The organism is Pantoea sp. A4, assembly GCF_000295955.2.
Taxonomy (GTDB): domain Bacteria; phylum Pseudomonadota; class Gammaproteobacteria; order Enterobacterales; family Enterobacteriaceae; genus Pantoea; species Pantoea multigeneris.
The window spans coordinates 392,481-414,479 of the sequence record NZ_ALXE01000019.1 but is presented as its reverse complement, the minus strand read 5'-3'; the positions used below and the strand labels follow the sequence as shown (position 1 = coordinate 414,479).

The 21,999-nt window shown below is 52.4% G+C and carries 21 protein-coding genes and 1 tRNA gene; 15 read left to right on the top strand and 7 right to left on the bottom strand.

Annotation, left to right across the window (positions count from 1 at the left end; all coding sequences use genetic code 11):
- The first annotated feature begins 98 nt into the window (after nucleotides 1-98).
- The 3 genes from B880_RS24790 to B880_RS0106475 all read left to right on the top strand — a co-directional run bounded on the left by B880_RS24790 (nucleotide 99) and on the right by B880_RS0106475 (nucleotide 2,652).
- Nucleotides 99-863: an FTR1 family protein gene (locus tag B880_RS24790; protein WP_017346573.1), complete on the top strand. Its 765-nt coding sequence runs from the start codon at nucleotides 99-101 to the stop codon at nucleotides 861-863.
- Nucleotides 864-1,336: 473 nt separating this feature from the next.
- Nucleotides 1,337-2,125 carry a phosphate starvation-inducible protein PhoH gene (gene phoH, locus B880_RS0106480; protein WP_017346572.1) on the top strand — a complete coding sequence of 263 codons (789 nt, stop codon included), beginning with the start codon at nucleotides 1,337-1,339 and terminating at the stop codon, nucleotides 2,123-2,125.
- A 107-nt stretch (nucleotides 2,126-2,232) separates the two neighbouring features.
- Nucleotides 2,233-2,652: a hypothetical protein gene (locus B880_RS0106475; protein WP_017346571.1), complete on the top strand. Its 420-nt coding sequence runs from the start codon at nucleotides 2,233-2,235 to the stop codon at nucleotides 2,650-2,652.
- Nucleotides 2,653-2,820: 168 nt separating this feature from the next.
- On the opposite strand, the gene B880_RS0106470 is transcribed toward B880_RS0106475, so the two are convergent.
- Together B880_RS0106470 and B880_RS0106465 are read right to left on the bottom strand one after the other, a co-directional pair.
- Nucleotides 2,821-3,270, bottom strand: a complete 450-nt coding sequence (locus B880_RS0106470; protein ID WP_017346570.1) for a hypothetical protein — start codon at nucleotides 3,268-3,270, stop codon at nucleotides 2,821-2,823.
- Between the two features lie 189 nt (nucleotides 3,271-3,459).
- Nucleotides 3,460-3,547: transfer RNA gene (locus B880_RS0106465), tRNA-Ser, on the bottom strand.
- A gap of 245 nt (nucleotides 3,548-3,792) precedes the next feature.
- On the opposite strand from B880_RS0106465, the gene phoA reads away from it, so the two are divergent.
- Nucleotides 3,793-5,202, top strand: coding sequence for an alkaline phosphatase (gene phoA, locus B880_RS0106460; RefSeq protein ID WP_017346569.1), 1,410 nt, complete (start codon nucleotides 3,793-3,795; stop codon nucleotides 5,200-5,202).
- 31 nt (nucleotides 5,203-5,233) lie between these two features.
- Here the strand turns inward: phoA and msrA are convergent, their stop codons facing one another.
- Entirely contained in the window at nucleotides 5,234-5,770 is a 537-nt protein-coding gene (gene msrA, locus B880_RS0106455) for a peptide-methionine (S)-S-oxide reductase MsrA (protein WP_017346568.1), read from the bottom strand.
- Nucleotides 5,771-5,986: 216 nt separating this feature from the next.
- Between msrA and B880_RS0106450 the strand changes: the two genes are divergently transcribed.
- The 8 genes from B880_RS0106450 (at nucleotide 5,987) to B880_RS0106410 (ending at nucleotide 14,127) form a co-directional block, all read left to right on the top strand.
- Nucleotides 5,987-7,072: a mannuronate-specific alginate lyase gene (locus tag B880_RS0106450; RefSeq protein WP_036645448.1), complete on the top strand. Its 1,086-nt coding sequence runs from the start codon at nucleotides 5,987-5,989 to the stop codon at nucleotides 7,070-7,072.
- Nucleotides 7,073-8,188: 1,116 nt separating this feature from the next.
- On the top strand, nucleotides 8,189-8,779 hold the full coding sequence (locus tag B880_RS0106445; protein ID WP_017346566.1) for a GNAT family N-acetyltransferase: 591 nt from the start codon (nucleotides 8,189-8,191) through the stop codon (nucleotides 8,777-8,779).
- 12 nt (nucleotides 8,780-8,791) lie between these two features.
- Nucleotides 8,792-9,643, top strand: coding sequence for a hypothetical protein (locus B880_RS0106440; protein ID WP_017346565.1), 852 nt, complete (start codon nucleotides 8,792-8,794; stop codon nucleotides 9,641-9,643).
- Nucleotides 9,643-10,356 carry an HAD family hydrolase gene (locus B880_RS0106435; protein ID WP_017346564.1) on the top strand — a complete coding sequence of 238 codons (714 nt, stop codon included), beginning with the start codon at nucleotides 9,643-9,645 and terminating at the stop codon, nucleotides 10,354-10,356. Before B880_RS0106440 ends, B880_RS0106435 begins: the two co-directional genes overlap by 1 nt.
- A 152-nt stretch (nucleotides 10,357-10,508) precedes the next feature.
- Nucleotides 10,509-10,931, top strand: coding sequence for a translesion error-prone DNA polymerase V autoproteolytic subunit (gene umuD, locus B880_RS0106430; RefSeq protein WP_017346563.1), 423 nt, complete (start codon nucleotides 10,509-10,511; stop codon nucleotides 10,929-10,931).
- 52 nt (nucleotides 10,932-10,983) lie between these two features.
- Nucleotides 10,984-11,286 (top strand): DUF2913 family protein, encoded by a 303-nt coding sequence (locus B880_RS0106425; protein WP_017346562.1) that lies wholly within the window; start codon nucleotides 10,984-10,986, stop codon nucleotides 11,284-11,286.
- A gap of 134 nt (nucleotides 11,287-11,420) precedes the next feature.
- Entirely contained in the window at nucleotides 11,421-12,683 is a 1,263-nt protein-coding gene (gene umuC / locus B880_RS0106420; RefSeq protein ID WP_017346561.1) for a translesion error-prone DNA polymerase V subunit UmuC, read from the top strand.
- A 259-nt stretch (nucleotides 12,684-12,942) separates the two neighbouring features.
- Complete coding sequence (locus B880_RS0106410) at nucleotides 12,943-14,127, top strand: aminotransferase-like domain-containing protein (RefSeq protein WP_017346559.1); 1,185 nt, start codon at nucleotides 12,943-12,945, stop codon at nucleotides 14,125-14,127.
- 54 nt (nucleotides 14,128-14,181) lie between these two features.
- Here the strand turns inward: B880_RS0106410 and B880_RS0106405 are convergent, their stop codons facing one another.
- The 4 genes from B880_RS0106405 to B880_RS0106390 all read right to left on the bottom strand — a co-directional run bounded on the left by B880_RS0106405 (nucleotide 14,182) and on the right by B880_RS0106390 (nucleotide 18,470).
- Entirely contained in the window at nucleotides 14,182-14,928 is a 747-nt protein-coding gene (locus B880_RS0106405; RefSeq protein ID WP_017346558.1) for an SDR family oxidoreductase, read from the bottom strand.
- A 62-nt stretch (nucleotides 14,929-14,990) separates the two neighbouring features.
- On the bottom strand, nucleotides 14,991-15,869 hold the full coding sequence (locus B880_RS0106400; protein ID WP_017346557.1) for a substrate-binding domain-containing protein: 879 nt from the start codon (nucleotides 15,867-15,869) through the stop codon (nucleotides 14,991-14,993).
- A gap of 67 nt (nucleotides 15,870-15,936) precedes the next feature.
- Nucleotides 15,937-16,461, bottom strand: a complete 525-nt coding sequence (locus B880_RS0106395; protein ID WP_017346556.1) for an HPP family protein — start codon at nucleotides 16,459-16,461, stop codon at nucleotides 15,937-15,939.
- A gap of 242 nt (nucleotides 16,462-16,703) precedes the next feature.
- On the bottom strand, nucleotides 16,704-18,470 hold the full coding sequence (locus B880_RS0106390; RefSeq protein ID WP_017346555.1) for a chloride channel protein: 1,767 nt from the start codon (nucleotides 18,468-18,470) through the stop codon (nucleotides 16,704-16,706).
- 80 nt (nucleotides 18,471-18,550) lie between these two features.
- On the opposite strand from B880_RS0106390, the gene B880_RS0106385 reads away from it, so the two are divergent.
- The 3 genes from B880_RS0106385 to otsA all read left to right on the top strand — a co-directional run bounded on the left by B880_RS0106385 (nucleotide 18,551) and on the right by otsA (nucleotide 21,456).
- The gene (locus B880_RS0106385) at nucleotides 18,551-18,958 is read left to right on the top strand and encodes a MarR family winged helix-turn-helix transcriptional regulator (protein ID WP_017346554.1); all 408 of its coding nucleotides are present in this window, start codon (nucleotides 18,551-18,553) and stop codon (nucleotides 18,956-18,958) included.
- Nucleotides 18,959-19,237: 279 nt separating this feature from the next.
- A complete protein-coding gene (gene otsB / locus B880_RS0106380; RefSeq protein WP_017346553.1) occupies nucleotides 19,238-20,023 on the top strand; it encodes a trehalose-phosphatase in 786 nt (261 codons plus the stop codon).
- The gene (gene otsA, locus B880_RS0106375) at nucleotides 20,020-21,456 is read left to right on the top strand and encodes an alpha,alpha-trehalose-phosphate synthase (RefSeq protein ID WP_017346552.1); all 1,437 of its coding nucleotides are present in this window, start codon (nucleotides 20,020-20,022) and stop codon (nucleotides 21,454-21,456) included. Before otsB ends, otsA begins: the two co-directional genes overlap by 4 nt.
- Nucleotides 21,457-21,999 lie beyond the last annotated feature (543 nt).

Below are 21,999 nucleotides of genomic sequence, written 5' to 3'. Positions count from 1 at the left end.
GCGGCAGCTTTTTTTTGATAATGATAATCGATATCATTGATGAACTAACGTTTATTTACCTTTCTGCTTAATTTATTCTTAATTGCGAGATTTAAGGAATGTTTCTCCCGTTTCTCACCTTGTTGCGCGAAGGGCTGGAAGCCACATTGCTGGTGAGTCTGTTCGCCAGTTATTTTCGTCGCAGCGATAACGCCCAATGGTTTCCGCTGCTGTGGACGGTGGTGCTGCTGGCGCTGGTTTGCAGCCTGAGTATCGGCATTCTTTCCAACACGGCACAGAAGCCGCTTGCACCTCACAATGTGGCGCTGTTTGAGGGCGCGGTTGCACTGTTGGCTATGTTGATGTTGTCGATTTTGACCCTCAGATCCACGCAATACGGTCAGACAGGTTTCAGCCTGGCGCTGCTATTTACTGTTTTCCTTGCGGTGATGCGTGAGGGATTATCGGCGGTGCACTACTTAACCTATATCTTTACTGTGAATAGCAGTAACGCGGCGGCAGCGGGAGCGGTTTTTGGTCTGGCCCTGGCGTTACTGGGCGGCGTGGTGCTCTATCTGCTCGGTGGCTGGTTATCTGAACGGCGTTTTACGCGCGTTGCTGACGTCCTGCAAATGCTGATTGCGGCGGGATCTGCCTCTGGCATGGTACGCGCATTCGCCCATGCGGGTTGGTGGCCATATTGGCAGGATATCGTGTTCGATTTAACGCGGCTAATACCGAAAGATTCTGTATTAGCCGCGGTATTAGCGGGTAGCCTTGGATTGCAGGCTTGCGCCAGCCTGAGCGAAGCTGCTGCTTATTTGTTCTATCTGCTCGCAGTATTGACCTGCCTTTGGTTAAGGCGGCCAAAACAGGCGGCGTAATAAACTGACAGATTACCGTTGCGTTTATATTTCATTCGCAGAACTGCGCATTCCTTTATCACCCCGCTTTTTGCTTAAAATTCATTTTTGTTGTTGGAATGTAAAAATAGTGATTGCAAAGCACCTGCAATATGGTGCAGTTTATTACTCATAGGCTGAGCAAATGTGTTGATGTATCACACTGGAGTTCGCGCATGAGATGGTCCGCAAATGGACAGGCAGTAACCCTTCAGACATCGCTTTTAACGGTGAGAGACTTTTTCTCTGACCTCATTTCAACACTGTTTTGGTTGTATTTTACACTCTATTCTCTTTTTACCCGGTGCGCTTACACGGTACATTGCTGTGTCAGCACACTTATCTCCACGTTCCTGTACGGCTTAAAAGGAAGCCAAGTAAACCTCTAAAGCGTTCACGTAATCGCTCGGGCGGATGGCCTGCGCGGGAAATGAAACCAACTGTAAGGTGCCACTATGGGAAGACAGAAAGCAGTGATCAAAGCGCGTCGTGAAGCCAGAAGAGTGCTTCGTAATGACTCACGTAGTCATCGTCAGCGTGAGGAAGAATCGGTCACTTCGCTGGTGCAACTGGGAGGACTGGATTCAATTGGCATGGCGCGTGATGTGCGCGACGGTAGCCCAATTGAAGCTCGTAATGAAGCCCAGGCGCATTATCTCAACGCCATAGAAACGAAACAGCTCATTTTCGCAACCGGTGAAGCGGGCTGCGGGAAAACCTGGATCAGTGCTGCGAAAGCGGCCGAGGCCCTGATACATAAGGATATCGACAGGATTATTGTTACACGACCGGTCTTGCAGGCCGACGAAGATCTTGGCTTCTTGCCAGGGGATATCTCCGAGAAGTTTGCGCCTTATTTCCGGCCGGTCTATGACGTTCTGGTTAAACGTCTGGGTGCTTCCTTTATGCAGTATTGCCTGCGTCCCGAAATTGGTAAGGTGGAAATTGCACCGTTTGCCTATATGCGTGGACGTACCTTTGAGAACGCGGTAGTGATTCTTGATGAGGCGCAAAACGTCACTGCTGCACAGATGAAAATGTTCCTTACCCGCTTGGGTGAGAACGTCACAGTCATTGTGAACGGCGATATTACTCAGTGTGACTTGCCTGCTCATGTCCCGTCTGGCCTTGCTGATGCGCTGGCGCGCTTCACTGAGGATGAGATGATTGGCGTGGTGCGTTTCGGCAGAGACGACTGTGTCCGTTCACAACTTTGCCAGCGAACCCTGATGGCCTATGCCTGATTTCGCAGTGTAGCAACCACCAACCCGGCCCCGGCCGGGTTTTTTTATTGGTTAAAACTTTATAATACGACGCGGTTTTTGTGTAAAAAACGGAGTTTCACAACGGTATGAATCAATGGAAAAAGTTCATCGTGGCAGGATTTATCGTTATCGTGAGCATTATTCTGGCAGATTTCAGTATGCAAAAAAGAGCAGAGCAACCCAGAGGGTATTCGCAGGCTAATCTTTGGTTATATTATTTTTACACCGATAAGGAAATACGTGATGCGCCGCGAGTTGCGCATCAGTATCATTTCACTTTCTCGGCGCAAGATGGTGCTAAACCGCAGGATAGCAGCATCGTTTACAGCGCTGATGCTAACACGGCTGATTTGGCTGACTATCTTCAAAGCCTGGGTTACATCAGGTTAGAAAGTGAAGGGGCGATTGATAAATGGGGTCGTGAAGGCGAATTAACCCCTTATTTTACCCTCACCAGGGAGCCAGTGCAGCGTAATGTCATTTTGACGCGCACTGAGTTCAAATAATCGGAGCCATTAGAGAAAACTGGCATCCGTTGAGGTCAGTTTTATTGTATTACCACCCAGTCATTCCCTTTGCTATCAGGGCGCGAGCATCAAACCGTCATCGTCAGACCACGGCGGCATGGCATGAGATGATCATGACGCTTTAATGAGGTCGAAGGCGTTAAAACTTTACAATGTCAACATGCCGATCTCTTCAATATCCGCAGTGGGATTCACTTCCCGCACTGCGGCGAGGAAAGAGGCAAAGTTGGCATTAAACAGCGATGCGTTGTGCACAAAACGCACCTCTTGTTCGTGGTGATCTTCGCGATAGCGAACTGCCCAGACATGGCGTTCGCCGATTTGTACTGAGGTGGCTTTGATACGGACAATGGCACTGAGGCGGATCTTTTTAGTTTCCTGCCTGCGCCTCTGGTAAAGATAGTCCGCATCAAAAAAATAACGTTCCCGCCGTATACCCAGCTTTTCTAACAGCCAGGCATTTTGTGAAATTTGCAGTGGCTCACCGCTACGATAATCTGCTGTCGTGTTGTCACGAATGCGATGGATTAATTTTCTCACCAGCAGGAAAAACAGCAGCAGTAGCAGCAATGACAGTAGCGGAATAACGGCTTGCATGGTCTGATCCTTCAGAAAATCCGTTCAGGCAGGATACTTTACTTTGTTGCGGCCAACGGGGCAAAGTCAGAAGACATCAGAAACAAAAAAGCCCCAGACCTGAGTCTGGGGCTTCTTGTATGTAGTGCCGTTATTTCTGCTGTCTGGAAACCTCAACGTTCAAGGTATCAGCTAACGTCCTACTCAATATGGCGGTGAGAGGGGGATTCGAACCCCCGATACGTTGCCGTATACACACTTTCCAGGCGTGCTCCTTCAGCCACTCGGACATCTCACCATATTTTTCTTTGCTGGCCTCGCTGGGCCAACGGGGCGCTACTATAGGGAGTCCGCCTGTTTCACGCAAGCACTATTTTTCTCTTTTGTTCTATTCGCTTAAGTCGTGAGCGAGTCGCTATAGATTACAGCAATTCGGTTATTTCCCCTTCTAAATCTCAGGCTGTTGTCACAGAGCTGTCATAAAAGAGTCGCACACTTTGCTGCGGACACACTTTTTCATCTTTGAACACATGGAGAGATAAGTTGAAACATACCTCTGGATTTACCCTGACGCTGCTGGCTGGCCTGATGACACTGACGGCACAGGCTGATGACAGCGCCATCTGGAATCGGGCTGCACAGGGCGATATCACCCAGCACGCTGGCGCGCGCCGCTTAAGTGGCGATCAGACGGAAGCGATCAAAGCGGCGTTGAGCAACAGCAAAGCAAAAAATGTCATTTTGCTGATTGGCGATGGCATGGGCGACTCAGAAATCACGGCGGCACGTAACCTTGCAGAAGGGGCTGGTGGTTATTTCAAAGGCATTGATGCACTGCCCATCTCCGGTCAGTACACCCATTATTCGCTGGATAAAAAAACCCATAAACCGAACTACGTCACGGACTCTGCGGCTTCCGCTTCTGCCTGGTCAACCGGCACCAAAACGTACAACGGTGCACTGAGTGTGGATGTGAACGGTAAGGACCAAACCACCTTACTGGAACTGGCAAAAGCGGCGGGTAAGGCCACTGGCAACGTCTCAACCGCTGAGTTGCAGGATGCAACGCCCGCAGCCATGGTCGCCCATGTCACTTCCCGTAAGTGCTACGGCCCAGAAAAAACCACTGAGCTTTGCGCCAGCAATGCGCTGGAGAATGGCGGGCGCGGATCGATTACCGAACAGTTGCTGCGTACCCGCGCGGATGTGACCCTGGGCGGGGGGGAGAAAACCTTTAACGAGCTGGCGAAATCCGGCGAGTATCAAGGAAAAACCCTGCGCGAACAGGCGCAATCAATGGGATATCAGTGGGTAACCGATCTGGATAGCCTGGAAAAGATCACGCAGGCAGATCAGAACAAGCCACTGCTTGGCCTGTTCTCACCGGGGAACATGCCTGTGCGTTGGCAAGGGCCCAAGGCGAGCTATCATGGCAATCTCGACCAGCCGGCGGTGACCTGTAGTGCCAATAAAGATCGCCCCGCCAGTATGCCTACATTGGCACAAATGACGGAAAAAGCGATTACGTTACTGAGTGCCAATCCCAACGGCTTCTTCTTGCAGGTGGAAGGGGCTTCGATTGATAAACAAGATCACGCGGCTAACCCCTGTGGGCAGATTGGGGAAACGGTTGATCTGGATGAAGCGGTCCAACAGGCCCTGGCCTTTGCCCGCAAAGCGGGGGACACGTTGGTGGTTGTGACCGCAGATCACGCGCACAGCAGCCAGATTGTTGAGAATGGCACCAAAGCACCAGGGCTGACGCAGGCACTCAACACCAAAGAGGGGGCGATCATGACCATTAGCTATGGTAACTCCGAGGAAGATTCACAGGAGCACTCCGGTAGCCAATTGCGCATTGCCGCCTATGGCCCACATGCGGCCAACGTGACCGGATTAACCGACCAGACCGACCTGTTCTTCACCTTGCGTGATGCGATGGAACTGCGCTAACAACAAGGGCGGCCATTGGCCGCCCTGATACTTAACTCTCTTTCACCTTTTCGGCAAACTTCTTGCGCAGCTTTTGCAGCTTCGGTGGGATCACTGCGAGGCAGTAGCCGTTGCGCTGACCTGCGCCATCCCAGTAATCCTGATGATAATCTTCCGCCGGGTACCACTCTTTCAGTGGTTCAATGGTGGTGACGATCGGATCGCTGTGATCGGCCTGCGCGCGTTCAATCGCGGCAATCGCTTCTGCATTCTGCTCTTCATTCGCCGGGAAGATGGCAGAGCGATACTGAGTACCAATATCGTTGCCCTGACGGTTCAACTGGGTGGGCTCGTGCGTGGCAAAGCTAATATCCAGCAGATCGCCATAGCTTACCTGCTCAGGATCGAAGCCCACGCGAATCGCTTCCGCATGGCCGGTGGCACCGCTGCACACCTGCTCATAAGTTGGGTTGGGGCGCGCACCACCGGTGTAGCCACTTTCAACGCTCTCAACGCCTTTAATATCTTTAAACACGGCTTCTACACACCAGAAACAACCACCGGCGATGACTGCGTATTCTTTTGCCATAATAACCACCTCATTGCGGACTAAGGGCTGGAGAATGGGGGTATCAGACGCCTCTTTCAACCCATAAGATCAACATTTCCGGTCAAAAGTTTTTGCTACCTTTACTACGGTGCGGAGACAAGATGCTGGATCGGGTTTTGAAGCGCAGTAGTAAGTGTAGAAGCTTCAGGTTATTTATTGTTTACAGGATACAGGTTGAAGACGCGGGGCAGGGCAATGCGGTGTAAATGGCTAATCACGTTAGTGATGTGGAGTTCGATGTTGCTGGCGGCTGAACCGTTGGTGCCGCCACCGGGCTACTTTGCGCCGGTTCATCAGCAACACCTGTCTCCCTTCACCTGTCCAGCGTTTCCCATGCCGTATACCGGTGCTCTGCGTTTTACCAGCAAATATCAGGGCTCCGACGCGGCCCGAGCCACGTTTAACCTGACAGCGGAGCAAGCTTTTCGCCAGCAGACCCAGAGCATTACCCGACTGGAACAACTCACCAGCCAGTTAATCACGCACTTTATGCGTTCGGGCAACGAGCAGACGTTAAATTGCCTGCTGGCGGGATTAAACCCGTGGGCTCAGGCGGATGCTCTCAGCAGCTTGCAAACCAATTATATGGGACGCTCTGAACGTAAATGGGCACTTGCTACCCTATCGTCAAACTGGCTGCGGCTGCGATTCTCTTCATCACATCCGCTGGCTGGCCATCTTACTCAGCAGCAGCAAATTGATGCGTGGATTGGCAGGCTGGCAGATTTAGTGGTGCAAGACTGGGGGTCGCTGCCCCTGGAGCGTATCAATAATCACAGCTACTGGGCTGCCTGGGCGGTAATGAGCAGTGCTGTGGTGACGAATCGACGAGATCTGTTTAACTGGGCGACAGGCCGCTGGCAAATCGCCGCCAGCCAGGCAGATGCACAGGGGATGCTCCCTAACGAACTACGACGCAGGCAGCGTGCGCTCTCTTACCACAACTATGCGCTAGAACCCCTCGTAATGATTGCTCGTTTTGCCGCCGCGAATCAGGTGAATTTACCTTTGCGACCGCTACGGCAGTTAAGTCAGAATGTGATAAACGGGATACAAAATGCCGCCCCCTTCCGGGCTGCCAGCGGATATGTGCAATTGCCCCTCAGGCTGCCGCAGGACGTGGTCTGGCTATTACCTTATTGCACTTTGCTCTCGTGTACGGACCAACAGCGTTACTGGCTGGATGCTGCGGCCTTACAGCAGAACCGGCGTCTGGGCGGCGATCTGGGTGCACTCTATTTACACGAGCAGAAAAAAGAGCATGTACACCGTAAGGAGTAAAATGCAGAGGCTGGGGTATCCGTAGTAGCGTGAAGTATTTAAACGCGGGGGATTCTCGATGTTGCCTGGAAAATAAGCTTGCTGAATCGATATTTCAGCCGGGAAAAACCAAGGTTATTCTTATTTCTTCATACGGCACTTTGCCAAGATATCCCAGTATTATCCTAAGCGAAGCCGGTGAAAATGAATTTTCAGTAAATAATCATGTGAAAAACTTTCACTTAATTATCGGGAGACACGGGGTAAAACGGCCATTTCCAGAGACCGCGCAGATAAATATAAGCCAGGGTTCTGCCAGATAATTGCGATGCGCACTTTGCTCAATGGCGTTTAATCACGTTAAATCACGTCATATCCCGACAGGATTTTCTGACGCTGTCTGCTTTGTAGACAATGTGTTCACTTCTGCCGTAACCCTCGCCCGCGGCTAATCTTGCCTGCTTTTTCACCACTTTATCTCTGATCGATGACAAGCAGATTACATTATGGTTTTTAAAGTAATTTCACGCAGTTATTAGATTAATCTTAAAACCCCATAAACTGAAAGTGGTAAGAAAATTCTGTAAAGTAGCTGCGTCAATTTTGCAGAAAATATATAAAAACGCTATATAAGAACTATCTTATTGATTGAAATGGATTTTGTTATTTCTTGTAACAACTACTTACATATTACGCTTTTTTCAGTATGTTCATACATGTTAAAAAAAACCTACTTTCCTTGCTGTGTGAGTTAAGCATGATTTAACTAAATCATTCCGGTTACGTTAAGAGAATCAGTAAGCTTTATGGGTTACGCCTTCACAGGCGTGAAGGGCAACTCATCGCCATTTTTGCCTAGGTACTGCCGTATTTTTAACCTGAGCGGTAACACTGACTGAAGAGATACATCTTCGGAAATGAACTTTTTCACCATTGATGGGTGAGGGATGCGTTTGCGAAAAAATCAAGGTGACCTCAATTTTTATGGATGCTTTTGATATTTTTCACAGCGAATTATCTTCCCCGATTAATAAAGGATTATGGAGCGGTGCCGCCAGGTTCACGCGCTCTGCCAACACGCAGTTATCTGTCAGGTAGTTACTGTTGCTGAACGTCAACCCAATGAAGGAGTTAAGGATGAATATTATCTCAGGCTTTAATGTCACCCTTAGAATGTGGAAACCTGAAGACGTTGCTGGTTATATGGCGATGGCGGCGAATCAGGAGGTAATGAAGTATATCTCCAATGGTGAGGCACGAACTGAGGATGTGATCGAGCGGGAAATTGAACGTTTTCGTGCTTCACAACAGATGTTTGGCTTCTCTCGCTGGGCCGCGACCAACGGCGAAGAAAAGCACTTTATGGGCTTTGCCGGTTTTGAGAAAAAAGAGTACGGCATCAACTTCGGTATGCGTTATGACACCCAGTGGTGGGGTACGCCGTTCCCGTTCATCTCTGGCCATCTGGCTTTAACGCACGCCTTCGATGAGCTGGGTCTGGATGAGGTCTACACCCTGACCAACGTGAAAAATGCTAAAGCCATCAACATGAACATGAAGTACCTCCAGTTGAAAACCCTGAAAGATGACGTGCTGAATACTGAATTTGGTCCGCATCAGCGCATTATTTATACCAAAGCTCTTTTTGAATCTGTTCGCGAATCGAACGAAGCGAAAATTGAAAAGCTCCTGGATTACAAACGATTTGCCGTTAGCAGTAAAGATTAAGGGTTGGTTTGAATGAAGCAAGATGATATTACCTGGATTTGCGACCAACCCTTGTTCTCAGGGGAAAGTCGCAAACCCATTTTGTGGGCACTGTGGTTGCCATTTGGCATTATTGTTGGTTTGCTGAGAATTTTAGCGCTGGTTATTTACTCATTTGTTATGCAGGCATTTCCGACCCGTGTGAAGAAAAAAGGTTATCGTATTTTTCTGCGGATGATCGGGATCAACGTGCGCGTCAATATGACGCCAGAACAAGTAGGGAAACATACCGATGGCTGTGTGGTGGCGTCGAATCACATCAGCGTGTTCGATCACTTCACGGCTTTAGGCATGCCTTATGCCACGCTGATGGTAGACAGCGTTGGTGGTGTGGCGGGAAAAATCAGCGGATTTCTGCTGTTTAAGGGATCGGGCGCGAGCTATTGGCTGGTGGCCGATCTGAAACAGATGATGGCGAAGTTCCGCGAATGGAAAAAGTCCCCTTCGGGTACGGCGCTGTATGTCACCCCAGAAGCGACGATCAACAATGGACGTGGTTTGTACCGTTTCCGCCCCGACTTCCTGGTCCGTGGACGTCCGGTAGTGCCAGTGGCCATCTCGATTCATTTGCCGTTTGGCCTCTCTGCCCATCCTTTTTATGGCAATGGCGTGATGCGCTTTATTCGCTTATTAATAAGCCCAACTATCCGTTTTGATATGCACTATCTTCCGGCTATCCCGGGCTATGAATCTGCCGCGAAATCCGGTAATCAGCAAGAGTACGCGGATCGTGTCCAGCAGGCGATTGCAACACAGCTGGCTATCCCAGCGACGCATTTCACCCGTGAAGACAAATATGCCTACCGCGATGGGAGTAAAGCTTAATGGATGTCATTTTTGATTTTGACTTTACCCTGATTCCCGAAGAGAGCACGGTTGAGGTATTAAAAATCGCGCTGGAGGAGGACCCACAGCGCGAGCAGATCATGCAACAGCTGGCGGATATTGCACCCAGAACCCTGATTGGCAAAGCCAGTGCAGGGGAATATCTCTTTATGTTGAAGATGGCACGTCGCGTTACGCGTTCGCATATTGATACCTATGTAGAACGCAACAAAGATCGCTTACTGCCCGCTTTCCGTACTTTATTTGAAGACCTGAGACGTGCCGGGGCCAATATTCTGATTATTTCCGGCGGTTATGAAGAGTGGATCAAACCGATTGCGGCAATATGGGGCATTCCGCCAGAAAACGTGGTAGGTAACCGTTTTCTCTGGTGGGGCAACCGCGTGATTGGGCTGCGTCCTTCGCCACTCTGGTCATCGAAGAAGAGTAAAACCGCGATCGTCGGGACACTCCGGCGGCAAAACAAGATCACCACACCCGCGATGATCGTGGGGGATGGTTCGGCCGATCGCAGCGTATGGCATAACGGTGCGGTGCGCTGGTTCGTTATCGCTGAATATTACAACAATGACAACCTACAGGATGGTGATTACTGCTATCGTGCAGCCACGCCAGAGCAGATGTGCAAAAGCGTCATGCAGATTGTGAATCAGCCTGAGTGGGAAGCGCAGCCGGAACTCAGCCGCGTGTAATCCCTCTGCGATCCCCTGACTCAGCGGGATCGCAGAGAAATAAATTTCCTTAATTACCAACCGCTTTACAAAATCCCGGCGTTCGTGGCCTTGATCATCTCCCCTGATTGCGATTACTGTGTTTATATACAGTTATTTTCAAGGCCATGCGTATGGAGATTTATCGTCCAGCTGACAGCGCGACTTTTTTTGCACTGCCGCTGTTTATCAGCCGCGTACCCTGTGGTTTTCCCTCACCGGCTCAGGATTATATTGAGCAGCGTATTGATCTGAATGATCTGCTGGTGAGCCATCCCAGCGCCACTTACTTTATTAAAGTCAGTGGTGATTCAATGATTGAAGCGGGAATCAGTGCGGGTGACATGCTGGTGGTAGATAGCTCGCTTAATGCCGAACATGGTGATACGGTAGTGGCCGCCTTAGGGGGGGAGTTTACGGTTAAACAGCTGATGCTACGGCCTTATCTGCACTTAAAACCGATGAATGCCGCTCATGCGATTATCCGCATCTCTGATAGCGACCAGTTTGAAATTTTTGGCGTTGTGCGACATGTCATTAAAACGCTGAAGAGGTAAAATTGGCTCTGGTTTATGTCATACATGGATGCCCACGAGAGTGAAAAACAGCATGTACAATTCTTACAGCCAGCGTGTTCATTTCTATTACTGCGTGCTGGTCGCCGTGAAAATGAATAACAAAAAAAATGCGTCTGCGAACGTCCGGGGAAAAAATAACTTCCTGATGAAATGGTTACGCAATGCGCAGAATAACAACCTCTTTCACTCTGATATCAATAGTGAAATCGAGTGGTTGCGCAAAAAGATTATTACCTCCGGGCCAGACGCCGATCTGGAACCGATGCTGCAGTATGTGTATGAAACCTCACAGCGTGCCAGCACCATGAAGCAGGCTGCACAGCAAGGCAGTTAGTTCGCCGCGAACTCTGGCTCTCCCGCATCTGTCAGGGGAGAGCGCACCCGCCGTCTGTTTTTCTTTCCCCAACACTTCGCTTTTCTTGCTCGCCTAATTATACTGTTTTTATATACAGTATTTTTGGTGATCCTATGTACGCACTGGTTGATGTGAACGCTTTTTATGCGAGCTGTGAAACGGTGTTTCGCCCCGATTTACGCGGCCAGCCGATTGTGGTGCTGTCGAACAACGATGGCTGCATTATTTCCCTGAGTCGTGAAGCAAAAGCACTGGGCCTGAAAATGGGGGCCCCCTATTTTAAGCAGCGTGAAGCACTGATGCAGCACAAGGTGGTGGTGTTCTCTTCCAACTATGCGCTGTATGGCGATATGTCACGACGAGTGATGGATACTTTGACGCTGATTGCACCACGCGTCGATGAGTACTCCATTGATGAAGCCTTTATTGATGCCAGCGGCATCAGTGGCTATATGTCGCTGCAACAGTTTGGCTGCGAGATCCGCGACAGGATTTATAAAGAGACGCATCTGCGCGTTGGGGTGGGTATTGCACCCACTAAAACCCTGGCTAAGCTGGCGAACTGGGCAGCAAAGCGCTGGACCAAGGCGGAAAGCGTGATGGATCTCTCCGCACCGCTGCGCCAGCGTAAGCTGATGCAACTCGTGAGTGTGGAAGACGTGTGGGGCGTGGGGCGTCGGCTGTCGAAGAAACTACAGCTGATGGGCATTCATACCGCGCTGGATCTGGCCGATACGCCAACCGCGCTGGTACGCAAACATTTTGGTGTGGTGCTGGAACGCACTGTGCGCGAGCTGCGTGGTGAGCCTTGCCTGGCGTTTGATGAGACCATCCCGAACCGGCAAAATATCCTTTGCTCACGCTCGTTTGGTGAACGCGTGACTGAGTATCAGGCGATGCGAGAAGCGGTCGCCAGCTATGCCGCTCGTGCCGCAGAGAAACTGCGAAGTGAACGTCAGTATTGCCGCTATATCGGCGCATTCATCCGCACCAGCCCGCACGATCCACACCATCCTTACTATGCCAACTCCGCCAGTCAGCAACTGATGACCCCATCAAACGATACGCGTGACATTACCCGTGCGGCGCTGGGTGCGCTGGATTGCATCTGGCGTGATGGCCCACGTTATATGAAAGCCGGCGTGATGCTGGGGGATTTCTTCAGTCAGGGTGTCGCGCAGCTAAATCTGTTTGACGACTTTACACCGCAGGCTAATAGTGATGCGCTGATGGCGGTGATCGATCGTATTAATAATAAGGGCCATAGCAAGCTGTGGTTTGCCGGGCAGGGGATTGAAAAGCCCTGGTCAATGAAGCGAGAAATGTTATCGCCTGCTTATACCACGCGCGTGAAGGATTTGCCGGTTGCAGGATGAAGAAGAGTATAAGTTCATTAATTCATTGATTAAATTATCTGTGAGTAAATATTTTTACTGCCTGATTTTTATTGATCATTTGCAAAAATAATTTTAACGCCGCGTGATTTTTTGTTGTGTTGGTGAGCGCTAAATCGCCAACACAGAGGGCAAAAAAAAATTTCTGTTAGCAGGCCCTGCCTGGAGCATCATTAGCAGTATTTAACCGAAGCAAAATTGTGATATGAATGCTGTATTAACATAAAAAAGGGTTCGCAGGATGTCGTCACAACAGTTAGCCAATCGAGTTAAAGCACTTCAGTCATCAGCCATTCGTGATTTGCTCAAGCACAGCAAAATGGAAGGGGTCATTTCACTGGGCGGGGGGATCCCTAACCCGGATCTCTTTGATACCGAAGGGCTCGAGTTGGCAATGGAGCGAGTGATGACCACGGAGCGCCATAATGCGTTCCAGTATGGGCTGAGCGAAGGGGACCCGGCGCTGAGAGCGGCGATTTGTCAGATTCTGGCAGAGCGCGGCATCCAGTCGACAATTGATGATGTGATGGTGACGTCCGGGTCGCAGCAGTCGCTGGATATCCTGGCGCGTGCGGTGATCAATCCCGGCGATACCATCGTGGTGGAAAGACCCACCTACCTGGCAGCATTGCAGGTCTTCCAGCTGGCGGAGGCGCAGTTAGCGTCAGTCGGCACCGATGGGGAAGGGATGATCGTCGATGAGCTGGCCGAACTGGTGCAAAAGCAGAAAATCAAAGCGGTCTACATCGTCCCGACTTTTGGTAACCCAAGTGGTGTGACCTTGTCTGCGGCACGCCGTCAGCAGTTAGTGGCACTGGCACAGCAGCACGGTTTCCTGATTTTTGAAGATGACCCGTACAGCGAAATCAACTTCAGCAGCGAGAAGTTCCGCACCCTGAAATCGTATGCCCAGGAGATGGGAGCCAGCGATCAGGTGATCTACACCTCTACCTTCTCTAAAATCCTGGCACCGGGTGCGCGCGTGGGCTGGATTGTTTCACCTTCCTGGCTGAAACAGTCGGTGGTGAACCTTAAACAGTCGACCGACCTGCATACCAGCTCATTATCCCAGTCTTTAACGCGCCATTATTTAGAAACGGGCCGCTTGCAGTCGCAGATTGCCCTGATCAGCAAAGAGTATAAAAAGAAGTGTGATGCACTGTGCGTAGCAATGGAAAGCGAACTGGGCGACCGTATTCGCTTCCACCGTCCACTGGGCGGCATGTTCCTGTGGGCGACCTTTAAAGAGCCGTTCAACACCACCGAATGGCTGAAAACCACCTTGCAAAACGGCGTCGTGTACGTGCCGGGTGAGTTCTTCTATTGTGATAATCCAGACCAGTCTACGCTGCGTTTATCCTATGCCTCCGTCTCGGAAGAGAACCTGTTGAAAGCGGCACAGCGCCTGAAAGCATCTCTGCCCTAAGTGATGCTCGGCAGCCCTTATCTCCGCATAAGGGCTGTCTCATTGATGCGGCGCTTAGCGGCCCCCGGAAACGTCAATAAACGTGCCGGTGCTGTAAGACGCGGCATCAGACAGCAGCCACAATACCGCCTGCGCCACCTCTTCTGGTTGACCACCACGCCCCATCGGCACGCCACCTTGTAACCGCGTGACGCGACCGGGTTCTCCGCCGCTGGCGTGCATCCCGGTGTGAATCAGCCCAGGACGGACGCCGTTAACGCGAATGCCTTCCTGCGCGACCTCTTTCGACAGCCCGATTGTGATAGCATCCAGCGCCGCTTTTGATGCCGCGTAATCGACATACTCATTGGGCGACCCCAGCACGGCTGCACGTGAAGAGACGTTAACAATCGCGCCCCCCCTCCCGCCATGGCGTGTTGACATGCGCCGAACGGCTTCGCGTGCGCACAGCAGGCTGCCAGTGATGTTGGTGCTCAGGACCTGTTGGATGCGTGCGGCACTCATCTGCTCAACCCGCATCTGCTGCGACAAAATACCGGCGTTATTAACCAATCCGTGGAGCGGACCAAAGCGATCATCCAACTGGCGAAACAGGCGTTCGACCTGTGCTTCATCAGCAATATCGGCCTGAACGGCAAATGCGCTACCGCCGCGTTGCTGGATGCGATCCACCACCTGGGCAGCGGCTTGCTCATCCGCACGATAGTTAACACACACCTGGTAGCCTTGTTCCGCAGCGAGCAGGGCGCAGGCAGCACCAATACCGCGTCCTGCACCGGTAATAAGCAGAGTTTTTGGCATCATTGCCTCTTTGAATTGTCAGCGCGAATAAAAAAGCCAGCAGGGCTGGCTCAGTGTGGGGATCAGTGACGGATAGCACAGCCACACTTGTGCATCTCACCGTGCACGTGTTTGCCAAGGTGCGAGTGTCTGAGCTGTAGCTCACCGTGTCGCCATGCACCGTCTGGATGGGCTTTCCCCTCCAGCAGGCGGCTCAGGGCTTCCGTCACCAGCAGGTCACTGCGCTGCGCCCAACTGGTTAAGTGCCAGGTGGGGGCATGCGCTTCACTGATATCGTCAAACCCCACCACCGCAATATGCGCGCCCTGACCAAAGTCGCGGATGGCCTGCATAGCACCCAATGCCAGGACGTCATTTTCACAGAACAGCGCGTTGATACGATCAGAAGCTCGCGCCTGTTTCAGGTAGGCCATCATGGCGTTATACGCTACTTCACGGTCATAGCTGGTGGCTGTGATCACGTCTTCCAGCGGCTTCTCTGCGGTGGCCAACGCGCTGGCGTAGCCTTCCATGCGCTGCAAATGTGTTGGGGAGGCATGGAGGGATCTCATATAACCCGCACGTTGATGCCCCTGAGCCAGCAGCAGCCGGGCGATTTCGGCACCGGCGGCGTAACCTTCCACGGCGATAACCTCAGCCTGTGGATCGTCGGTATGGCTGGCAATATGTATCGTCGGCACACCAGGCAGTGCGGCGGCAACCAGTTGGCGTTCGTCAGCACAGACGGAGGTGAGGAACACTAAGCCCGCCAGTGGCAGTTGAGCAGACGCTTGCAACGTGGTTTGGAGTTGATCGCGTGAGGTGACGTTGAGAAGCAGGGTGAGATCACCCCGCGCATTAAGCTGGCGGGTGACTTCATTTAACAGTTGTAAGGTATAAGGATTGCTGAATTCATCGCTGACAACCCCGATGATTCGGCTCTGCGCTGCTGCGTTATTCATTATTATGATCCGGTTGGTAGAGTTACCCCAGAGTAACAAAAGAATAACAGCAGCAGAATCACCCGATTTACTCTTTTGTTTGTCCCACGCCATGCCAGTAGTGCGGCCAGCGATTGGCTTTGCCGAGGTTATTGATCACCGAAGCAATCACCACTAGCGCGACGCTGCCTGCCAGCACCGGCGTTAACATGAAGTGCCAGCCGACATCGTGCCCGGCCAGCATGATCACCACCGGGTTAGCGCCCGCAGGCGGATGCACGGTGCGGGTGTATTGCATGACAAAAATGGATAAACCCACCGCGATAGCTAACACCGGCAGCGCATCACCAAACAGATGCAAAGCCGCAATACCGATGGCCGCGGTGAGCAAATGCCCGCCAATCACATTGCGCGGTTGCGCCAACGGAGAGGCGGAAACCGCAAACAACAACACACAGGTCGCACCAAGCGGAGCCATCAGCCAGGGTTCCCCGCTGAGTTGACTCAGATAACCCAACAGTAAAATACCCAACGTGCCGCCGAGGAAGCCCTTAAACAGATGAAAGAAGCCCGCTTTCGGCGGTAGAGCACCTCCGCCAAGTAACTTACGCATAGTCCTGCTCCATAAGAAATTCCTGTTATTACCCGCCACGGAAAGCTGATAGGCTCGAAGCGCAGCGCTGTACAATTTTCACTGAGTGTACCGATCTGTATTGATAAAGCAAAAGCCCAGCGGCAATCAGGCGGTCTGTCGCGCGGGGGGTAAATCCCTCGCCGGGCCGGTGTAGCCCTGGCGTTAACCGCGTGAAACAACCCCCAGCTACCGCAGCGCATATTCACTTAACCGCGATGAGACTACCGCCGTGCACCAATAAATCGTTGGCGGCTGGCTTCATGGCGACGCCAGGTACCGCGTACTTTGAGCAAGTCAAAGCGCGTAACGACGCCCGAGAGTTGGCCGTGGCTGTCTACAATCGGCAGCATGTTGTGCTGGCTGTCAAACAGATGGTCGGCCAGCGCGGCGCACAGTGTGTCACTGGCGGCCACGGTTTGCGCCTGGTTGAGCAGCAGGTCCGCGAGGGTCAGCGTGTGATAATCCGCACGATTTTGCCACTCCAGCGCCGCCTCACGTGAAACGACGCCCAGCAGCTGGTGTTGATTATCGACCACGGGATAACTGTGGTGCCGATGTTCACGCAGGAAAAAGGCCACGGCTGCGCTGGCGCTGAGATCGCCCGGCAGCGTTTGTACATCCTGCGTCATCACACTGCTGGCTGGGGTAGTCTCCAGCGGATCAACATGATACTCCTGCAACACATGGCGACCACGGCGAGCAAGACGTTCAGTGAAGATTGAGCGAGGCATCAGCATCACACTAATGGCGTAGGCGGTGACCGAGGCCGCGAGGAGCAGCGGCAGCAGCGGCACATGCCCCGTGACTTCAGCAGCAAACAAGGCGCCGGTTAACGGTGCGCGCATCGCGCCACTGAGAATGCCCGCCATGCCTAACATGGCGCACAGTCCAACGCCGCCCGGCAGGAAGTGACCCGCCAGCGCGCCCAATGCACCCCCCAGAATAAGCAGCGGTGCCACCACGCCGCCGGAAGTACCGGAACCGAGCGAGACCAGCCAGACCACACCTTTCACCACCAACAACAGCATGATCGCCTGCATCGCCAGAGAGCCATCCAGCAGGTTCTGGATGTTGTCGTAACCGGTGCCAAGGACATGCGGATTGATCAATCCCCCCGCGCCGACCACTATCGACCCTAATGCCGGCCACCACATCCAGTGTATCGGCAGGCGATGGAACAGATCCTCAATGCGATACAGACCATTTGACAGCACAATCGCTAAGACCCCGGTGATGATACCCAATGCCACCGCACCCGGTACCAGACTGCCGCTGAGGCTGGCAACGCTATGGAACGGGAACAACGGGCCCGGCGTAAACAGCACATTGCGCCAGCACCATGAGACCATCACTGCGGTCACTACCGGGACAAAGCTGCGCGGTTTCCACTCAAACAGCAGCACTTCAATCGCCAGTAACACTGCCGCTAGCGGCGTATTAAAAATGGCCGTCATCCCTGCCGCCGCGCCCGCGACCAGCAGCGTTTTCCGCTCTGCGGCGCTGAGGTGAAAACTCTGGGCGAACAGCGAACCAATCGCTCCACCGGTCATGATGATCGGGCCTTCTGCGCCAAACGGGCCGCCGCTGCCAATGGAGATGGCCGCAGAGAGCGGCTTTAGCAGCGCCACTTTCGGTGACATACGGCTCTCGCCATATAAAATCGCTTCAATCGCCTCTGGGATCCCGTGGCCCTTGATCTTCTCTGAACCGAAGCGAGCCATAACGCCAATAATCAGGCTGCCTAATACGGGCGTCAGTAGCACATTAATGCCCTGATGCGCCTCGGTGATGGCGCGGGTGTCGGTGGAAAAGTGGCCGAACCAGAACAGATTGGTCGCCAGCGCGATCATCTTCAGCAGCAGCCAGGCACCCATAGCACCGCCGCTGCCTACCAGCAGACTCATGACGATCAGGCCCAGCATCCGGCGATCCACCGAGTGATCGGCCGGTTTATTCCGTCGTGGCAGGTTGACCAGCGGCGCATTCATTGTCATCTTCCTCACAGTTAAACAGTGCGCATTTATATCGCATTACGATACAAATGCAACAACCAAACGGATATAGGCCGATGAAAAAATCTGCTATGCAGGATCAGGAGTACGCCGCCCTGGCGGATTTTCGCGCCACGTTGCGCCAGTTTCTTGCCTTCAGTGAGGGGGAAGCCAAAGAGGTGGGACTGACGCCACAGCAGCATCAGGCGCTGTTGGCGATCCGCGCGGCCAACCCCGGTGAGGCAACGATAGGTTTTGTGGCTAACCGGCTGATTCTGCAACCGCACAGCGCATCCGGACTGGTGCGCAGGCTGGAAGAGCTGGAGATGCTGGAACGGGTGCCCTGCGAAGACGATCAACGTAAAACCCTGTTGCAGTTAACCGCAAAAGCAGAGGCGTTACTGGAGAGCTTATCCACGGTGCATCTGGAAGAATTACGGCGGTTAAAACCGCTACTGATTGATTTAATTACTCGTTTCGGATAATTCCGCAAATGGCAATTAGCCTGCTATTTATGGCAAAACCCGCAATGCCGTCTACACTTATCGTTGACTATGTTCGCAGTCAGGATGTTGTGACGGCGTTAGGTTGAGCGGTTTAAGGCGTGATGTGCACGCAATTCTCTCTGTTAGCCCCTTCTACGCGGTGTTAGCGCGAAAGCCGGCACCCGCATAAATTTCCTGCTGTGACATCGTCTTCTGGATCCGTAGCAGCGCTACGGATATTGCATCCCGTGATGGGACAGTCACCACCAGGAGGTACCAGTGACCGATTCATGCAGTACACATGGCACGCTCCCTGTCTTAAGTGAAGGGCCGTATGCCTTCTTTTTTGATGTGGATGGCACACTCGCCACCCTGCAATCTCGCCCGGAAGCCGTGACGATCCCCGCTGGCGTGCGGGAACATCTACAGCAACTTGCCGCGCAGCAACAGGGCGCACTGGCGCTGGTTTCAGGCCGTCCAATAGCGGAGCTGGATCGGCTGGCGGCCCCGTTAAACGCGCCATTGGCTGGCGTCCACGGGGCTGAGCGACGCGATGCCCAAGGCAATCTCCACGTGATTTCGTTACCGGCGGCGCTGGTCCAGGCGCTGGAAGCCCGGCTCACGTCCACACTCGCGCAGTGGCCCGGTACGCAGCTGGAGTGTAAAGGCATGGCCTTTGCGCTGCATTACCGGCGTGGCATGGCATATGAAAGCCAGATTATGCAACTGGCCGAAGAGGTGGTTACCCAGTTCCCTGAGCTGGTGCTACAGCCGGGAAAATGTGTGGTGGAGATCAAACCGCAGGGCGTTGATAAGGGGGAGGCTATTCGCGCATTTATGCAGGAATCCCCGTTTACAGGGCGAATTCCTGTGTTTATCGGCGACGATCTCACCGATGAAAAAGGCTTTCTGGCCGTTAATGCATTACAAGGCGTCTCGATTAAAGTCGGCGCAGGCTCAACCCATGCCCGATATCACCTCGACAGCGTTGAGGCGGTGTGGGCATGGCTTGAGGGATCATTACTACAACAACAAAATAATGTGGGTAAGGAGTTCAGCTTATGAGTCGCTTAGTGGTTGTTTCGAACCGTATCGCGATGCCTGAAGGGGGCAAAGCCAGTGCTGGTGGCCTCGCCGTCGGGATTCTTGATGCGTTGAGCAAAACGGGCGGCCTGTGGTTTGGCTGGAATGGGGAGATCAGTGAAATTTCTGGCGAGGAAGATGACGACCTGCAGCTGGTAGAACACGGGGGCATTACCTATGCGTCCGTCCCCCTGAACCAGAACGACTATGACCTCTATTATTGCCAGTTCTCAAATACGGTCATTTGGCCTGCTTTTCATTATCGTCTTGATTTAGTGCAGTATCAGCGCGAAGCCTGGGAAGTGTATTGCCGGGTCAATGAGCAGCTGGCGCAGCGCTTAAAGTCACTGTTAAAACCCGACGATATCCTGTGGATCCATGATTACCATCTGCTGCCGTTTGCGGCTGCGTTACGGGAGTCAGGCGTTCATAACCGCATTGGATTCTTCTTGCACATTCCATTCCCGTCCCCGGAAATCTTCAACGCGCTGCCGCCTCATGAAGATCTGCTGGAGATGATGTGTGACTACGATCTGCTAGGCTTCCAGACCGAGACTGACCGTATCGCCTTTCTCGATAGTCTGAGCCAGCTCACCACGGTGCAGAATCAGGGCGAAAAATGCCATCGTGCTTTTGGTCACGACTTTGTTACCGAAACCTATCCAATTGGCATTGAGCCGGACAGTATTAAAGAGATGGCAGCAGGGGCGCTGCCACCGAAGATGGCCGCCATGAAGCGAGAGCTGGGGGATGCTCAGAACATCATCGCTTGCGAACGTCTGGACTATTCGAAAGGGCTGCCGGAACGCTTCCTCGCGTATGAAGCGCTACTGGAGAACTATCCTCAGCACCGGGGCAAAATTCGCTATTCACAGATTGCGCCGACTTCACGCGGTGAGGTGCAGGCATATCAGGACATTCGCCACCAGCTGGAGACCGAAGCAGGCCGCATTAACGGTAAATATGGCACGCTGGGCTGGACGCCGCTCTACTACCTGAATCAGCATTTTGACCGCCGACTGCTGATGAAAATTTTCCGGCTGACGGATGTGGGGTTAGTCACACCGTTGCGCGACGGCATGAACCTGGTGGCGAAAGAGTATGTGGCGGCCCAGGACCCAGACGATCCTGGTGTACTGGTGTTATCGCGCTTTGCCGGGGCGGCAAATGAGCTGACATCAGCGTTGATCGTCAACCCTTACGATCGTGATGAGGTTGCCGCCGCGCTAGATCAGGCGCTAACCATGTCGCGCACCGAACGTATTTCGCGGTACAACGATATGATGGCGGTGCTGCGGAAAAACGATATTACCTTCTGGCGGGAGTCTTTCCTGCGCGATCTCAATGCCATCACGCTGTGTGACAGCGAGGGTACGACAACGGGTAATGTGGCGACATTCCCTAAACTCGCCTGATAGCAGGGCCAGTAACGTTGTAGAACGTTACCGGCCCTTTTCCAGTAAAGCGCGCGGCTTTACCGGTTAACGTGCCGATAAACTCCGGGTACTACTCACGTGCAAATTCCCGTTTTCAGGCCCCGCGGCAGTATTTTTTTATCTTTTATATACAGTAAGTTAATTTTATTTTTTGCGTTTTATCATAAAACAGGCTCAAGAAGTTGATTCTGCTGCCGATACCTCAAATCCTGCCTTCTGCACTCCGATCAATACATTCAATTCCCTAATGTAACTCTTTGTTACACCTGCTAGCATAGACTAAACATGCTTGACTCTCTGTTAACGCACCCTAACGCCACTCTATCCAATTTTTGACGCCATAGTGATAGCGCTATTTATCATTCTGCGTAACATTTGCTCTAAGTGACTAATTTTATGTGGGTTATAAAACCCTCAATGTGGCGTTATATCCTGCTTTAAGCGGAGTTTAAGGCGTATTTGGCCGACTAAAGCGCAATAAATCAGAGATAAAATCGGTTTGGGTTGGCCCAGGGAGTGTGT

What these genes read in the sequence shown, in the direction of transcription:
- B880_RS0106410 (WP_017346559.1), top strand. Translation starts at nt 12,943, where the DNA reads ATGTCGTCACAACAGTTAGCCAATCGAGTTAAAGCACTTCAGTCATCA.
- otsA (WP_017346552.1), top strand. Translation starts at nt 20,020, where the DNA reads ATGAGTCGCTTAGTGGTTGTTTCGAACCGTATCGCGATGCCTGAAGGG.
- B880_RS0106385 (WP_017346554.1), top strand. Translation starts at nt 18,551, where the DNA reads ATGAAAAAATCTGCTATGCAGGATCAGGAGTACGCCGCCCTGGCGGAT.
- B880_RS0106470 (WP_017346570.1), bottom strand. Translation starts at nt 3,270, where the DNA reads ATGCAAGCCGTTATTCCGCTACTGTCATTGCTGCTACTGCTGCTGTTT.
- B880_RS0106395 (WP_017346556.1), bottom strand. Translation starts at nt 16,461, where the DNA reads ATGCGTAAGTTACTTGGCGGAGGTGCTCTACCGCCGAAAGCGGGCTTC.
- phoH (WP_017346572.1), top strand. Translation starts at nt 1,337, where the DNA reads ATGGGAAGACAGAAAGCAGTGATCAAAGCGCGTCGTGAAGCCAGAAGA.
- B880_RS0106475 (WP_017346571.1), top strand. Translation starts at nt 2,233, where the DNA reads ATGAATCAATGGAAAAAGTTCATCGTGGCAGGATTTATCGTTATCGTG.
- msrA (WP_017346568.1), bottom strand. Translation starts at nt 5,770, where the DNA reads ATGGCAAAAGAATACGCAGTCATCGCCGGTGGTTGTTTCTGGTGTGTA.
- B880_RS24790 (WP_017346573.1), top strand. Translation starts at nt 99, where the DNA reads ATGTTTCTCCCGTTTCTCACCTTGTTGCGCGAAGGGCTGGAAGCCACA.
- B880_RS0106405 (WP_017346558.1), bottom strand. Translation starts at nt 14,928, where the DNA reads ATGCCAAAAACTCTGCTTATTACCGGTGCAGGACGCGGTATTGGTGCT.
- B880_RS0106425 (WP_017346562.1), top strand. Translation starts at nt 10,984, where the DNA reads ATGTACAATTCTTACAGCCAGCGTGTTCATTTCTATTACTGCGTGCTG.
- umuD (WP_017346563.1), top strand. Translation starts at nt 10,509, where the DNA reads ATGGAGATTTATCGTCCAGCTGACAGCGCGACTTTTTTTGCACTGCCG.
- umuC (WP_017346561.1), top strand. Translation starts at nt 11,421, where the DNA reads ATGTACGCACTGGTTGATGTGAACGCTTTTTATGCGAGCTGTGAAACG.
- B880_RS0106435 (WP_017346564.1), top strand. Translation starts at nt 9,643, where the DNA reads ATGGATGTCATTTTTGATTTTGACTTTACCCTGATTCCCGAAGAGAGC.
- B880_RS0106450 (WP_036645448.1), top strand. Translation starts at nt 5,987, where the DNA reads ATGCGGTGTAAATGGCTAATCACGTTAGTGATGTGGAGTTCGATGTTG.
- B880_RS0106440 (WP_017346565.1), top strand. Translation starts at nt 8,792, where the DNA reads ATGAAGCAAGATGATATTACCTGGATTTGCGACCAACCCTTGTTCTCA.
- B880_RS0106400 (WP_017346557.1), bottom strand. Translation starts at nt 15,869, where the DNA reads ATGAATAACGCAGCAGCGCAGAGCCGAATCATCGGGGTTGTCAGCGAT.
- B880_RS0106390 (WP_017346555.1), bottom strand. Translation starts at nt 18,470, where the DNA reads ATGAATGCGCCGCTGGTCAACCTGCCACGACGGAATAAACCGGCCGAT.
- B880_RS0106445 (WP_017346566.1), top strand. Translation starts at nt 8,189, where the DNA reads ATGAATATTATCTCAGGCTTTAATGTCACCCTTAGAATGTGGAAACCT.